Source organism: Roseateles aquae, from assembly GCF_032337115.1.
Lineage (GTDB): Bacteria > Pseudomonadota > Gammaproteobacteria > Burkholderiales > Burkholderiaceae_C > Roseateles_C > Roseateles_C aquae.
In genome coordinates this window covers 106899-121507 of record NZ_JAVXZY010000008.1, presented here as the reverse complement: position 1 = coordinate 121507, position 14609 = coordinate 106899, and the positions used below count along the sequence as shown (strand labels likewise).

General features: G+C 64.4%; 15 protein-coding genes. 4 read left to right on the top strand and 11 right to left on the bottom strand.

The window, feature by feature from the left end:
* Window positions 1-132: 132 nt before the first annotated feature.
* From RQP53_RS18220 to rpoH, 3 genes are all read left to right on the top strand, one after another.
* Window positions 133-3318: a CHASE domain-containing protein gene (locus RQP53_RS18220; protein WP_315652104.1), complete on the top strand. Its 3186-nt coding sequence runs from the start codon at window positions 133-135 to the stop codon at window positions 3316-3318.
* A 95-nt stretch (window positions 3319-3413) separates the two neighbouring features.
* Window positions 3414-3920: a chemotaxis protein CheW gene (locus tag RQP53_RS18215; protein ID WP_315652103.1), complete on the top strand. Its 507-nt coding sequence runs from the start codon at window positions 3414-3416 to the stop codon at window positions 3918-3920.
* A 207-nt stretch (window positions 3921-4127) separates the two neighbouring features.
* Window positions 4128-5045 carry an RNA polymerase sigma factor RpoH gene (gene rpoH / locus RQP53_RS18210; protein WP_315652102.1) on the top strand — a complete coding sequence of 306 codons (918 nt, stop codon included), beginning with the start codon at window positions 4128-4130 and terminating at the stop codon, window positions 5043-5045.
* 81 nt (window positions 5046-5126) lie between these two features.
* Here the strand turns inward: rpoH and RQP53_RS18205 are convergent, their stop codons facing one another.
* The 5 genes from RQP53_RS18205 to RQP53_RS18185 are packed head-to-tail and all read right to left on the bottom strand — an operon-like array spanning window position 5127 to window position 9237.
* Window positions 5127-5738 carry an SCO family protein gene (locus RQP53_RS18205; protein ID WP_315652101.1) on the bottom strand — a complete coding sequence of 204 codons (612 nt, stop codon included), beginning with the start codon at window positions 5736-5738 and terminating at the stop codon, window positions 5127-5129.
* Between the two features lies 1 nt (window position 5739).
* Complete coding sequence (gene cyoE, locus RQP53_RS18200; protein ID WP_315652100.1) at window positions 5740-6654, bottom strand: heme o synthase; 915 nt, start codon at window positions 6652-6654, stop codon at window positions 5740-5742.
* 8 nt (window positions 6655-6662) lie between these two features.
* Window positions 6663-7838, bottom strand: coding sequence for a COX15/CtaA family protein (locus tag RQP53_RS18195; protein ID WP_315652099.1), 1176 nt, complete (start codon window positions 7836-7838; stop codon window positions 6663-6665).
* Window positions 7839-7853: 15 nt separating this feature from the next.
* Window positions 7854-8561, bottom strand: a complete 708-nt coding sequence (locus RQP53_RS18190; RefSeq protein ID WP_315652098.1) for an SCO family protein — start codon at window positions 8559-8561, stop codon at window positions 7854-7856.
* On the bottom strand, window positions 8521-9237 hold the full coding sequence (locus RQP53_RS18185) for an SURF1 family protein (protein ID WP_315652097.1): 717 nt from the start codon (window positions 9235-9237) through the stop codon (window positions 8521-8523). Before RQP53_RS18185 ends, RQP53_RS18190 begins: the two co-directional genes overlap by 41 nt.
* A 33-nt stretch (window positions 9238-9270) precedes the next feature.
* Here RQP53_RS18185 and RQP53_RS18180 point away from each other — a divergent pair, with 33 nt between their 5' ends.
* A complete protein-coding gene (locus RQP53_RS18180) occupies window positions 9271-9492 on the top strand; it encodes a twin transmembrane helix small protein (protein ID WP_315652096.1) in 222 nt (73 codons plus the stop codon).
* Between the two features lie 86 nt (window positions 9493-9578).
* Here RQP53_RS18180 and RQP53_RS18175 read toward each other — a convergent pair whose 3' ends face one another.
* The 6 genes from RQP53_RS18175 to coxB are packed head-to-tail and all read right to left on the bottom strand — an operon-like array spanning window position 9579 to window position 14329.
* On the bottom strand, window positions 9579-10463 hold the full coding sequence (locus tag RQP53_RS18175) for a cytochrome c oxidase subunit 3 (RefSeq protein ID WP_315652095.1): 885 nt from the start codon (window positions 10461-10463) through the stop codon (window positions 9579-9581).
* 44 nt (window positions 10464-10507) lie between these two features.
* Window positions 10508-10747 carry a DUF2970 domain-containing protein gene (locus tag RQP53_RS18170; RefSeq protein ID WP_315652094.1) on the bottom strand — a complete coding sequence of 80 codons (240 nt, stop codon included), beginning with the start codon at window positions 10745-10747 and terminating at the stop codon, window positions 10508-10510.
* A complete protein-coding gene (locus RQP53_RS18165) occupies window positions 10744-11358 on the bottom strand; it encodes a cytochrome c oxidase assembly protein (protein WP_315652093.1) in 615 nt (204 codons plus the stop codon). The genes RQP53_RS18170 and RQP53_RS18165 overlap by 4 nt, the downstream gene beginning before the upstream one ends.
* A 17-nt stretch (window positions 11359-11375) precedes the next feature.
* Window positions 11376-11489 carry a cytochrome oxidase small assembly protein gene (locus RQP53_RS18160; protein ID WP_315652092.1) on the bottom strand — a complete coding sequence of 38 codons (114 nt, stop codon included), beginning with the start codon at window positions 11487-11489 and terminating at the stop codon, window positions 11376-11378.
* Window positions 11490-11500: 11 nt separating this feature from the next.
* Window positions 11501-13123 (bottom strand): cytochrome c oxidase subunit I, encoded by a 1623-nt coding sequence (ctaD, locus tag RQP53_RS18155; RefSeq protein ID WP_315652091.1) that lies wholly within the window; start codon window positions 13121-13123, stop codon window positions 11501-11503.
* Between the two features lie 27 nt (window positions 13124-13150).
* Complete coding sequence (gene coxB / locus RQP53_RS18150) at window positions 13151-14329, bottom strand: cytochrome c oxidase subunit II (RefSeq protein ID WP_315652254.1); 1179 nt, start codon at window positions 14327-14329, stop codon at window positions 13151-13153.
* Window positions 14330-14609 lie beyond the last annotated feature (280 nt).

Sequence of the window (14609 nt, the reverse complement as noted above, 5' to 3'; positions counted from 1 at the left end):
TTGCGTGTAGGCTCTGCTGATCTTCACGACTAGCTCGGCCGCCCGCTCGAACGGGACTTGTGCGGCCCTTTGGCGCCCATGCCCGCGACTCACGCACCCACACCCGCCGCCGTGGCGGATGACGCACATGCAGTGCATCCCACCGCACTGCCGCTCTCTCAGGCCAGACCGGCCAGCCGGCGTCGCTGGGCAGCGCGGCTGACCTTCCTCTATCTGGGCTACACCCTGCTCGGCTGGCTGTCGCTGCGGCTGAGCATTCCGCCCGACTACGCCGCGCCGCTGTTCCCGGCCGCCGGCCTGGCGCTGACCGGCATGCTGTGCTGGGGCCGCCGCGCCGCGCCGGCGGTATTCCTGGGCTCGCTGACCATCAATCTGCTGCTCAGCCACGAACGCGGTCAGACCGCCTGGTTGACGCCGTTGGCCATTGCGCTGGGCGCCACGGCGCAGTCCTGGGTGGGCACCAATCTGGTCCGCCGCCATGTCAGCCGCCCACTCTTGCTCAGTGAGCCGCGAGACCTGGGCCGCTTCTATCTGTTCGGTGCCGGGCTGGCCTGCCTGATCAGCCCCAGCATCGCCGTGACGGCGCTGCGCCTGGCCGGCACGATTCCGGCCGAAGGCGCGCTGGGGACCTGGACCAGCTGGTGGATGGGCGACACCCTGGGCGTGCTGATCGGTGCGCCGATCGCGCTGAGCCTGCTGGCCCGGCCCCGCGAGGTCTGGTGGCCCCGGCGACTGACCGTGGGCCTGCCCATGCTGCTGGCCACACTGATGATGGCCTATGCCACCAGCCTGGTGCTGGACTGGAACTACCAGCAGGCACGTCACAGCTTCGAGCGCGATGCCGAACGCGCTGCCGCCAGTTTTGAAGCGGCGCTGCGCCTGCCGCTGATGGATGTTGAGGCGGCCCGGGCACTGCTCAGCGTCAATCCGCAGCTGGGCCGGCAGGACTTCCGCCGTGCACTGGGCAATCGCATCGGTGAGGCCGGCCCCTTGCAATCGCTGGGCTGGGCACAACTGGTGTCGCGCCAGCAACTGCCGGGCTTTGATCAGCAGGCCCAGGCCGATGGCCTGCCCGGCTTTATTGCTCACGACCGCCAGCGTCCTGGTGATCATCGCAGCATGCCTGAAGAAGCCATGCTGGCCGTGCGCCTGGTTGAACCGCAGCTGCGCAATGGCGCGGTGCTGGGCATCAATCTGCGCTCCATCCCCGCAGCGCGGGCCGCACTGGCCCTGGCCGAGTCCACCGGCCAGCCCGCCGCGACGCCGGCACTGACCTTGGCGGGCGAAGGCCCCGACGCCATGGCCGTGCTGCTGTTCCAGGCCGTCTACCGTGGCGAGCCGGTCAATCGCGACGAGCGGCTGGCGGCGCTGCAAGGCGTAGCCTTTGCCGCCATCCGCCCCGAGCAACTGCTGCGCGCCCAGGCCAACAGCCTGCCCGGCCATCTGCGTCTGTGCCTGATCGACAACGATCCGCAGGCCGCCCAACGCCGGCTGGCGGGCAACCGCGGTTGCGAGAGCCTGCCCGACGCGATGCCGGTGAAGAGCAAGATGATCAGCGTCGGCGCCCGGCAATGGCAGATCGACGTCTACCCGGCCAGCGGCGGCCTGCAGGGCCAGGCCGGCAACAGCCTGCCCTTTGCGCTCGTCGGCCTGGCCAGCACTGCCCTGCTGGGGGCATTGCTGCTGATCATCACCGGCCGCGCGCAGCGCATCGCCACGCTGGTGGCCGAGCGCACGGCCCAGCTCAAGAGCGAAGTCGAGCAGCGCGAGCAGGCCTCGCTGGCCCTAAAGGACCGTGAACAGCGCCTGCGCAATGTGCTGGACAACGCCCCCATCGGCGTCGTCTTCACCGATCTGCAGGACCACGCGCTCGGCGCCAACCCCTATTTCTGCCGCCTGCTCGGCTATGACGCCGACACGCTGCTCAAGCAGCGCATGCTGGATCTGACCCATCCGGACGACCGCGCCGAGGACGAGCGCTTGATGGCCGCCTTGATCAGCGGCGAAATCCCGATGTACCAGCGCCTCAAGCGCTATATCGGCCGCCATGGCCAGATCGTCCGTGCCCGGGCGCTGGTGACGGTGCTGCGTGATGCCCAGGGCCAGGTCTACAACCTGGTCGGCGTGGTCGAAGATATCGCCGAGCGGCTCAAGCTCCAGGAGCTGGAACAGGCCCGCGAACATGCCGAGGCCGCCAGCCAGGCCAAAAACGAGTTCCTCTCGCGGATGAGCCATGAGCTGCGCACGCCGCTGAACGCGATGCTGGGCTTTGCCCAGCTGCTGGAGCTCGACCGCGAGCCGCCGCTGAGCCAGCGGCAAGAGGGCTGGGCCGCGCAGATCCAGCTGGCCGGCTGGCATCTGCTGGACATGATCAACGACACACTGGACCTGTCGCGCATCGAATCCGGCGACCTGCGCCTGGAGTTGCAGCCCTTGCATGTGCCAACGATGCTGGACGAGGTGCAGGCCCTGGTCGAGAGCGATGCTGCCGTTCGCGGCATCAGCTTTGCGCGGGTGCTGGCGCCGCAGGGCCTGTGGATGCGCGGCGATCCAACGCGCGTCAAGCAGGTGCTGATCAATCTGCTCAGCAATGCGATCAAGTACAACCTGGAAGATGGCCGCGTTGAGCTAGGTAGCCGGCTCGATGAGAACGGCATGCTGGAGCTCACCGTCACCGACACCGGCATGGGCATGAGCCCCGAGCAGCTGGCCCAGCTGTTCCAGCCCTTCAACCGCCTGGGCCGCGAGCACAGCGAGATCGAAGGCACCGGCATCGGCCTGGTGATCAGCAAGCGGCTGGCCGAAGCCATGGGCGGCAGCCTGAGCGCCGAAAGCGAATTCGGCCAGGGTTCCAGCTTTGTGCTGCGTCTGCCGCTGGCCGAGGCACCGGAGCCGGGCCAGCGGCCGGCCGCGCCGCCGGCGCCGCTACCCGTAGCAGCGCTGCAGAAGCGCCGGCTGATCTATGTTGAAGACAACGCCACCAATGCCGAAGTGATGCGCGGCATGCTCAGCCAGCGCAGCGATCTGCAGATGGAACTCTGCGTCGACATGCAAAGCGGCCTGGAACGCATCCTGGAAGCGCAGCCGGACCTGGTGCTGCTCGATCTGCAACTGCCGGATGGCGATGGCCTCAGCCTGCTGCGCGAACTGCGCGCCGCCGGCGCCAGCATGCCCATCATCATGGTGTCAGCCAATGCGGTGGCCGAGCAGATCGAGGCCTGCCTGGCGGCCGGTGCCCAGCACTACCTGACCAAGCCGGTCGAACTGCGTGAACTCTTGCACCTGCTGGATGAGTTGCTGCCAGCCCACCCGCAATGAAAAACGGCCTGACAGCGGCCAGATCAACGCTTGACTTCGGTCTGGACTGTGCACAATAGCCCCATCCGCCATGGCTTCATAACGATTCGACCGCGATGACTTCGACTGAACTGGCCCCAAGCTCCAACGCCGGCGCCCTGGTCACCACCAGCGCCGCCAAGAACGACTCGCAGCAGTTCCTGACCTTCAGAATAGGCGCCGAGGAATACGGCATCGACATCCTGAAAGTGCAGGAAATCCGCTCCTACGAGGCGCCCACCCGCATCGCCCATGCGCCGCCCTTCGTCAAGGGTGTCGTCAATCTGCGCGGCGTCATCGTGCCCATCGTGGATCTGCGCCTGCGCCTGGGCTGCACGGCCGAATACACCAGCTTCACCGTCGTTGTCGTGCTGAACGTCTGCGGCCGTGTTGTCGGCATCGTCGTCGACTCGGTCTCCGATGTGCTGGAAATGGCCCCTGGCACGATCAAGGAGCCGCCGGAGATCAGCGCTTCGATCGATACCCGCTTCGTCACCGGCCTGGGCAAGGTCAACGAACGGATGCTCATCCTGCTGGACATCGAAGGCATGGTCGGCAGCCCCGATTTCGGCCTGATCGACTGATCGTCCAGGCCTGGCAAGCCCGATTTCGCGCTTGCGGCACCCAGCTTTCGTCCTTGCCCCACATCGGCAAGTTAGTGACTGCACTCGCCGAGAGCTCCGCCAGCCTTGGCGATTTTTTCAGCCTGCTGACTGTTAGCACTCATTCAAAGAGAGTGCTAATATTGCCGTGTTGAGGCTCGCAGCCTCGCTCTACACGAGAAACACGCCATGTCCACGCCAACCGCCCTGACCGTACGCGATCCCTGGGCCATGCTGCCCTCGCTGGGCAATCTGGATGCGTACATCTCTGCCGTCAACCGTCTGCCGATGCTGACGCCCGACGAAGAACAAAGCTTCGCCCGTCGCCTGCGCGAGAACGGCGATCTCGAATCCGCCGGCCGGCTGGTGCTCTCGCATCTGCGCCTGGTGGTCTCGATCTCACGCCAATACCTTGGCTACGGCCTGCCGCAGGGCGACCTGATCCAGGAAGGCAATGTCGGTCTGATGAAGGCCGTCAAGCGCTACGACCCTGACCAGGGCGTGCGTCTGGTGTCCTATGCCATGCACTGGATCAAGGCCGAGATTCACGAATACATCCTGCGCAACTGGCGCATGGTCAAGGTCGCCACCACCAAAGCGCAGCGCAAGCTGTTCTTCAATCTGCGCTCGATGAAGCACAGCCTAAAGGAAGATGCCGCCGAGGGCCAGACCCACCGCAATACGCTGAGCGCCGCCGAGGTCGACCACGTCGCCCGCGAGCTCAATGTGAAGCGCGAGGAAGTGCTGGAGATGGAAACCCGGCTGTCCGGCGGCGATGTCGCCCTGGAGCCGCAGACCGATGACGACGGCGAAAGCTTTGCGCCCATCGCCTATCTGGCCGACGACAGCCAGGAACCCACCCGCGTGATCGAGGCGCGCAGCCGCGATGCGATGTCTGGCGACGGCATCACCCGTGCACTGGCGGTGCTCGACGAGCGCAGCCGTCGCATCGTCGAAGAGCGCTGGCTCAAGGTGAACGACGACAGCTCGGGCGGCATGACGCTGCATGAGCTGGCCGCCGAATACGGTGTCTCCGCCGAGCGCATCCGCCAGATCGAGGTGGCCGCGATGAAGAAGATGAAAAAGGCACTGGTCGAGACCGCCTGAGGCGCGTACCCCGCCTGCAACACGAAACGGCCCCGCGGGGCCGTTTTTCACTGGGTTTCAGGCGATGCAGCAGCCTGGCGCTCAGGCCTTTTCAGCCAACAGCAGCTTGATATCGTCCATCAGCGCCTGTGCACCAGCACCATAGCGCTCGAACAGCCGCACCCGGCCTTGCGCGTCGAAGACAAAGCTCGCCGCCGTGTGGTCCATGGTGTAGCTGTCTTCGGTCTTGCCCGGCACCTTGGCGTAATAGACCTTGAACTCGCGCGCGGCCTCCTTCAGCTGCTCGGCACTGCCACGCAGGGCCACGAAGCTGGGATCGAAACTGGCCAGATAGGCCCTCAGCAACTCGGCCGTGTCACGCTCGGGATCGATGGTGACAAACAGCCCCTGCACCCGTTCGCCATCGGCGCCCAAGGCCTTCTTGACCTGGGCCAGCTCCGCCATCGTCGTCGGGCACACGTCCGGGCATTGGGTGTAGCCAAAGAACACCACGACGATCTTGCCTTTGAAGTCACCCAGGCTGCGCGGCTTGCCATCGATATCAGGCAGGTTCAGCGTGCTGGCATAGCTTGCGCCGCTCAGGTCCACGCCTTTGTAGGCCGGCTTGGCCGACTCGCCCAGACCCAGCTTGTCACAGCCACTGAGCAGCGTGGCCAGTGCAGGCGCCAGCAGGAAGTTGCGTCTTGTGCTCATCTCATTGCGTCCAGGGCAGCAGGTAATGATCCAGCAGCAAGGCCGCGAACAGCAGGGACAGGTGCAGGATGGAGAAACGGAAGGTCTTGCGCGCCAGCTGGTCCGAGTAGTCGCGCCAGAGCTGCCAGGCATAGGCACAGAAGCCCAGACCCAGGATCAGCGCACTGATCAGATAGACCCGGCCGCTCATGCCGGTCAGGAAGGGCAGCAGCGTGGCTGCCAGCAAAATCCAGGTGTAGAGAAAAACCTGCAGCCGGGTGAAGTCGGAGCCATGCGTCACCGGCAGCATCGGCAGACCGGCGCGGGCATAGTCTTCGGTGCGGTACAGCGCCAGCGCCCAGAAATGCGGCGGTGTCCAGAGGAAGATGATCAGGCACATCATCAGCGCCTCGGGGCCGACCTCGCCGCGCAGCGCCGCCCAGCCGAGCACCGGCGGCATGGCGCCAGAGGCACCGCCGATGACGATGTTCTGTGGTGTCATCGGCTTCAGGATGACGGTGTAGATGATGGCGTAGCCGACGAAGGTGGCGAAGGTCAGCCACATCGTCAGCGGATTGACCCAGACATAGAGCAGCGCCATGCCGACGCCGCAGAGCAGCGCCGAGAAGCTCAGCGTCTGCGCCCGGCTCAGCTCGCCCTTGGCCGTGGCCCGCCAGGAGGTGCGCTTCATCTTCGAATCGATCTGCTGCTCGATCAGGCAGTTGAAGGCAGCCGCGGCGCCCGCCACCAGCCAGATGCCGGCCGTGGCCGCGAGGATCACGCCCCATTCGCGGGCGGCGGGCCAGCCCGGGATGGCCAGCGCCATGCCGATGACGGCACAGAACACGATCAGATGCACGACCCGAGGCTTGGTCAGTTGATAGAACTGCTGCCAGCGCGAGGCGCTGGCCGCTTGAGGGGGTGTCGTCGAGGCCATGGGGTCGCTCAGGATACAGCGCCGGGGCTCAAGCCCTGCGGCGGCGGAAAAGAAAGTTCGGACGAGTCGTGCCGCTGCAGCCGGGCCAGCATGAAGCTGAGCATCAGCAGCAAGGCGGCAGCGCCCCCGGTATGCGCCAGCGCGGCAATCATGGGCCAGCCCAGCACCACATTAGACAGGCCGCTGAGGAACTGCCACAGCGCCACCAATAGCAGGCGCGTGGCCCAGCGGCGGCCCGCCTCGCCGCCCTGCCGGCGCAGCAAGACGGCGTAGGCGATCAACGCCGTGAAGACGAGCAGCGCACCGACGCGGTGAGTCAGATGAATTGCCGTCAACGCCGCATGCGACAGCCATTGGCCATCATGGCCGCGGCCCAGTTCGCGCCAGAGGGCAAAGCCGTGATCGAAATCGGTCGCCGGCCACCACTGACCCTGGCAGAGCGGAAACTCGGCACAGGCAAGCACCGCGTAATTGGTGCTCACCCAAGCGCCCAGCGCTGCCTGACCCAGGCTGAGCGCCAGCAGCAGCCAGGCGCCACGGCGAAGGCTGGCCGGCCACTGCAAGAGCGGCGGCGACGTCCTTGAGCGGTAGGCCTCGGCCTGCCAGGCCAGCAACATCAGCAGGCCGAAGGCCAGCAGCAGATGCAGGCTGACGATCAGAGGAAACAGCTTCATCGTGACCGTCAGCGCGCCAAAAGCGCCTTGAACGCAGACCCAGACCAGGGTCAGCACCGACCACCACGGCGAAGGCGCCGCGTGCCCTATCTGCTCAGCGACGCGAGCGCGATAGCGCCAGCTCATCACGCACAGCATCAGGATCAGGAAACCGACGCCGCTGGCCAGGTAGCGATGGATCATCTCGACCCAGGCCTTGCCATGCGTCACCGGCCCGCTGGGCAGGGCCGTCTGCGCCGCATGGATCTCCTCGCTCGCGCCCAGCGGCGAGGCACTGCCGTAGCAGCCCGGCCAATCCGGGCAGCCCAGACCCGAGTCGGTCAACCGGGTGAAGGCGCCGAACAGCACCAGGTCAAAGGTGAGGAACAGGGTCAGCAGCGTCAGCGCACGCAGCCGCGCCGATGGGCTCGCCTGCCGGTGCCGCCACAGCGCCCACAGAAATGGCAGGCAGCCCAGCGCCGAGCCCAGCATCAGCAGGCGCAGCACCGGCGAAAAATCGAATCCGCTCATCGTTGGTCGCGCGCTTCAGCGCCCCGGCCGGTCCCAGCCGGCGTTGGCCTTCATCAAACGATCCAGATCCTTCTTGAACTTGCTCGGATCAGGGTCAAGCGGCGAACGCATCATCCAGCGGCCCAGCGGGTCCACCAGGAACAGATGGTCCTTCAGCTGATGGCCGGCGGCCGGCTTCAGCCAGGCCTCGAGCTCGGCACGCGGCGCACGCAGAATCGTCACCGGCACGCCCTGGCTGATGGCCTGCTTCAGCTCCGGGCGCAGCGGCGTGTCATCAGGGATCAGCCAGAGCTTGTCCAGCTTGTCGCGCTCCTTGCCCAGCATCTCGCGCAGCTGGCGCTGCATGAACAGCAGCCGCTCGCAGCCCTGATCGCAGGCGCCGTCCTGCACCAGCGTCAGCAGCCATTGGCCCTTCAGCGATTCCGCACTGACCGCCTTGCCCTGCTCGTCATGCAGCTGCAGCGCCGCCGGAATGTCCACCGTCGGCGTGATCAGCTCGCTGTAGGCATCGCCGCGCAGCTTCAGCACGTAGAACGAAAAATACGAGGCCAGCACCGGCGCGGCACAGACGGCCAGCACGGCCAGCATGCGCAGACGTCCAGAACGCGTGCGTTGCTGCGCCTGCAGGCCCTGCAGATCGGGCTGGCTGTGCACCGTCATCGACAGCGGCAGGTCTTGCCCCTCAGCGGTGGCGGCGTGGTTGGATGACTTGGAACCAGACATATAGACCCAGAAGCAGCGCACAAAGCGCGAACCATTGAAAGGCGTAGCCGTAATTGCGCTGCACATCGACGGCCGGCGCCGGCCAGTCGCGCAGCAGCGGCGCATCGTTGTCAGCCGCGGCGGTCTGCAGCACGGCCAGCGGCAGCACCGGCTGGCCCAGCTCCAACCCATAGGCCGCGGGATCGAGATTTTGCCGGATTCGCCCGCCATCGCCGCCGCCCAGCTGATAGACCCTGGAAGGCGCTTCAATCAGCCGGCCCGAGACAGTCACCGTCGCCGTGCTGGCCGGCAGCTCCGGCAGCAGATTGCGATCACGCTGATCGCGCGGTACCCAGCCGCGCTGCACCAACACCAGGCCCTCGCGCCCGGCCAGGCGCAAGGGCGTGACGACGAAGAAGCCGACCCGACCATTCATCGGCCGGTTGTCCAGGAACAGCGTCTTGTCATTGAGCCAGTGGCCCTGCAAGCTGACCCGGCGCTGCCAGAACGGCTCGCCCCAGCGCAGGCTGGTGTTGTCCAGCGGCGCCAGTTCGGCACGTTCGCGCAGCCGTTTCTCGATCGCCTGCTTTTGATCGACCCGATCCAGCTGCCAGAAGCCCAGGCTGGCGGTCACGCCAACACCCACCACGGTGGCCAGCAGAATCCAGCCGCGACGAGGCGGCTTGGCAGCACTCATCGCCGCTGCTCCGCGGTGGAATAATCGGCGCCCATGAAACTCATCGTTGCTATCGCCTTCATCGGCATCATCGGCGCGCTGTTCGCCGCCGGCCTGTTCATGCTGAAACGCGGTGGCAAGACGCCCGGCAGCAAACCCAATATGGCCCGCGCGCTGACCGTGCGCATCGGGCTGTCGGTGGCACTGTTCCTGTTCATCCTCGTCAGCTATCTGATGGGCTGGATACAGCCCACCGGACTGCCGGTCGGACACTGAGCAAAGCCCTCAGCCCGGCCTTGCACCACGAAAAAAGCGCCGCAGATGCGGCGCTTTGTCTTTGGCGGGCCAGGCCCGACACCGTCTTACATCCAGTAGACGATGATGTACAGGCCCAGCCAGACCACGTCCACAAAGTGCCAGTACCAGGCGGCGCCTTCGAAACCGAAGTGGCGATCGGCGCTGAAATGGCCCTTCATCAGACGCAGCGTGATGAACAGCAGCATCAGCATGCCCACGAACACGTGGAAGCCGTGGAAGCCAGTCAGCATGAAGAAGGTCGAGCCGTAGATGCCCGAGCTCAGCTTCAGGTTCAGCTCATGGTAGGCGTGCGCGTACTCATAGCCCTGGAAGCCCAGGAAGACGATGCCGAGGATCACCGTCAGCCACATGAAGGCGATGGTCTTGCCGCGGTTGCCGGCGATCAGTGCGTGGTGGGCGATGGTCAGCGTCACGCCCGAGGTCAACAGCAGCGCGGTGTTGATGGTCGGGATCGGCCAGGGGCCCATGGTCTGGAAGGGCTCAACGGTACCGGCCGGCGACGCCGTCATGCCGGCCGCCGAACTGGGCCACAGGGCCTTGAAGTCGGGCCACAGCAGTGCGTTGTCCAGGCTGCCCAGCATCGGCACCGAGTGCTGACGCGCCCAGTAAAGCGCGCCAAAGAAGGCGGCAAAGAACATCACTTCCGAGAAGATGAACCAGCCCATGCTCCAGCGGAAGGACAGGTCGATGCGGTCGCTGTACAGCCCGCCTTCGCTTTCGCGGATGGCGTCGCCGAACCACTGCTTGAGCACAAAAGCCCACCACAGCAGACCGAAAATCAGGGAGTACATGCCCCAATGGTGATCGTTGATCCACTGGCCTGCGCCCAGGATCACGAAGAACAAGCCGATCGCGGCCATCACCGGGTGCCGCGAAGGACCGGGCACAAAATAGTAGGGAGTCTTCCCGTGAGTCGTCGCTGCCGACATGCTTATCTCCTCGAACTCGAACGCTACCGTTCTAACCAATTGCTTCAGTTGCCGGCTACGCCGCTGCCAATCACCCAATTGACCAGCAGCACCAGCACCACCACAAACATTGCCGCCCCGATCACCCCGGCGATGATCACATGCACCGGGTTGAGCTGAGCCACATCTTTCTCATACGCGGCACCCTTGCGAATGCCGAAAAACGACCAGGCCACGGCCTTAAAGGTCTGCAGAAAAGAACCCTTGCGGGCCACGGCCTGCTTGATGTCTTCGCCAGCCTTCATGCGCCGGCTCCCGGCAAGGCCTTGACAGGCGCCTGCGCTGCCTTCTTGCCGGCCACCTCAAAGAAGGTGTAAGACAAGGTAATGGTTTTCACATCCTTGGGCAGCTTGGGATCGATCACGAACACCACCGGCCACTGCTTGGACTCGCCCGGCGCCAACGTGTACTCGTTGAAGCAGAAGCACTCCAGCTTGTTGAAGTGCGGTGTGGCCTGCTTCGGCGCGTAGCTGGGAATGGCCTGGGCCGACATGGTCCGGTTCTGCACATTCTTGAACTCGTACATCACCGTCGTCAGCTCGCCCGGATGGACTTCCAAGTGGCGCACGGCCGGCTTGAAGTCCCAGGGGCCGCGGGCATTGGCATCGAACTCGATGCTGATGCTGCGGCTCCGGTCCACCTGGGTGTTCTTCACATCCTCGGCACGCACCGCATGGTTACGCTCCGACAGCGACAGCACGTTGATGCCCAGCGCCGTACAGACGGCGCGGTACAGCGGCACCAGGGCGTAGGCGAAGCCGAACATCAGCGCCGCCACGACAACGAGCTTGCCGACCATCTGCAGGTTGTCCCTGCGCAAGGCCGTGGCAAAACTCCAGCCGCTGTTACTGCTCATCTTTGCGTCCGACGGGCTCAGAAGCCCAGATAGGCGATCTTGGCCATGAAGCCAATCGCGAACATCGCCGCGACCGAGGCCAGGATCAGCGCCAGCCGGACGTTGCTCTTGCGTTGCACGGGCGTCGTCATGGCCAGGCTCCTCAGCCGATCACCTTGGTGGCGCTGGCATTGAGCTTGGGCGGCTCTTCGAAGGTGTGGAAGGGCGCCGGCGACGGCACTTCCCACTCCAGGCCTTCAGCAGCTTCCCAAGGACGCTGCGGTGCCTTCTCACCCTTGCCGCGCATCATCGGGATGACGACAAAGAAGAAGAAGTAGACCTGCATCAGACCGAAGGCAAAGGCACCGATGGTGGCGATTTTGTTGAAGTCGGCAAACTGCATCGGGTAGTCGGCATAACGACGGGGCATGCCGGCCAGACCCAGGAAGTGCATCGGGAAGAAGGTCACGTTGAAGGCGATCAGCGAGCCCCAGAAGTGGATCTTGCCGCGAGCTTCCGAATACATCACACCGGTCCACTTCGGGCCCCAGTAGTAGACACCGGCGAACAGTGCGTACAGCGAGCCGGCCACCAGCACGTAGTGGAAGTGGGCAACGACGTAGTAGGTGTCCTGGATCTGGATGTCGATCGGCGCCATCGCGCAGATCAGGCCGGTGAAGCCGCCCATCGTGAACACGAAGATGAAGCCCACGGCCCACAGCATCGGCACTTCGAAGGTCATCGAACCGCGCCACATCGTGGCCAGCCAGTTGAAGATCTTCACGCCGGTCGGCACCGCGATCAGCATGGTCGCGTACATGAAGAACAGCTGGCCCGTCACCGGCATGCCGGTAGCGAACATGTGGTGAGCCCAGACGATGAAGGACAGGATGGCAATCGATGCGGTCGCGTAGACCATCGAGGCATAGCCGAACAGGCGCTTGCGGGCGAAGGCCGGCACGATCTGGCTGATGATGCCGAAGGCCGGCAAGATCATGATGTAGACCTCGGGGTGACCGAAGAACCAGAAGATGTGCTGGTACATCACCGGGTCACCGCCGCCAGCCGGGCTGAAGAAGGAGGTGCCGAAGTGGCGGTCGGTCAGCGTCATCGTGATCGCGCCAGCCAGCACAGGCATCACGGCGATCAGCAGATAGGCGGTGATCAGCCAGGTCCAGGCGAACATCGGCATCTTCATCAGCGTCATGCCAGGGGCGCGCATGTTGAGGATGGTGACGATGATGTTGATCGAGCCCATGATGGACGAGGCGCCGAGGATGTGCATCGCGAAGATGCCGGCATCCATCGACGGGCCCATCTGCAGCGTCAGCGGCGCGTACAGCGTCCAGCCGGCAGCAGGAGCACCGCCAGGCATAAAGAACGAGGCGACCAGCATGATGGCGGCCGGGATCATCAGCCAGAAGCTGAAGTTGTTCATCCGGGCAAAGGCCATGTCCGATGCACCGATCTGCAGCGGAATCATCCAGTTCGCGAAGCCGACGAAGGCCGGCATGATGGCGCCGAACACCATGATCAGACCGTGCATGGTCGTGAACTGGTTGAACAACTCCGGATTGAAGAACTGCAGGCCGGGCTGGAACAGCTCGGCGCGGATGCACAGGGCCAGCACGCCGCCGATCATCAGCATCGTGAAGGCGAACAGCAGGTACAGCGTACCGATGTCCTTGTGGTTGGTCGCAAACACCCAGCGACGCCAGCCCGTCGGGGCATGGTGGTCGTGGTGGTCATGAACGTCATGACCGTGGTGGTCAAGCACAGCACTCATGTTGATTCCTTCTCTGACGTCCAGTGATTACTTGCGAGCGGCCACGATTTCGGCGGGCTGCACCACTTGACCGGTCTTGTTCGACCAGTTGTTCTTGGTGTACGTGATCACCGCGGCGATCTCGGTGTCCGACAGGGCCTTCCACGCGGGCATGGCACCGTTGTTGCGGCCATTCAAGAGCACGCTGATCTGGTCTTCATGCTTGTCCGACAACACGATGGCCGAGCCGTCCAGCGCCTTGATCGGGCCAGCGCCCTTGCCGTCGCCCTTGTGGCAGGCCGCGCAGTTGGCGTTGTAAACCTTCTCGCCACGGGCCAGCAGCTCTTCGAGCTTCCATTCCTTGGTCGGATCGTCAGCCTTGGCGGCCAGCTTCTTCTTCTCGCCATCGACCCAGGCGCTATAGGCTTCGGCCGACAGCACCTTCACGTGGATAGGCATGTAGGCGTGTTCCTTGCCGCACAGCTCGGCACACTGACCGTAGAAGTCGCCGGTTTGCTCGGCCTTGAACCAGGTGTCGCGCACGAAACCGGGGATGGCATCCTGCTTGACGCCGAAGGCCGGCACCATCCAGGCGTGGATGACGTCGTTGGCGGTGGTGATGATGCGCACCTTCTTGCCCACCGGCACGACCAGCGGGTTGTCGACCTTCAGCAGGTAGTTGTCAACGTCTTGCGGCGTGCCCGAATCCGAGGCCACACGTTGAGCGACATCCAGCGTGGACAGGAAGTTGATGCCCTCGCCTTCACCCTTGATGTAGTCGTAGCCCCACTTCCACTGATAGCCGGTGGCCTTGATGGTCAGGTCGGCGTTGGTGGTGTCCTTCATCGCGACAACGACCTTGGTGGCCGGCAGGGCCATCAGGATCACGATGATGAAGGGCACGACGGTCCAGGCAATTTCAACCTTCACGCTTTCGTGGAAGTTGGCCGAGACGGCGCCCTTGGACTTGCGATGCTTGATGATCGAATAGAACATCACGCCGAAGACCACCACAAAGATGCCCAGGCAGATGATCAGCATCATGTTGTGCAGCCACATCTGCTCGGCAGCGATCTTGGTGACCGGCGGATGCAGGTTCAGCTGGTTGACCGCCGGACCACCCGGCAGGTCACTCACCGCCAGGGCCGCATGGCTGGCTAGCGTTGCACCCAAGGTCAACGCCAGCTGGCTGATACGGCGCCCCAGCTGATGCACACGTGCGTTCATCATCTTCATGGTCGTCACTTCTGTTTCGGATTCAAGCCATGGGCTTTGCGGCAAGGACCTCTTGATCCCTGCCGCAAGGCCCCAATATGTCAATCAGCCAGGATTCCACCCGCAAGCGCAGCGCTTGCCCATACTGACAAGCCCCCGGTCGCGCCATCGTCAGCGTCTTTGATACACCGCAACAGCGATGTCAGCAAAGTTTGACCATGCTCAAGCCCTCTGAGCAAAGCCGGGCTTATGCTCGAAGCGCTGGGAATCCAACCGGCCGCGGATTTTAGCC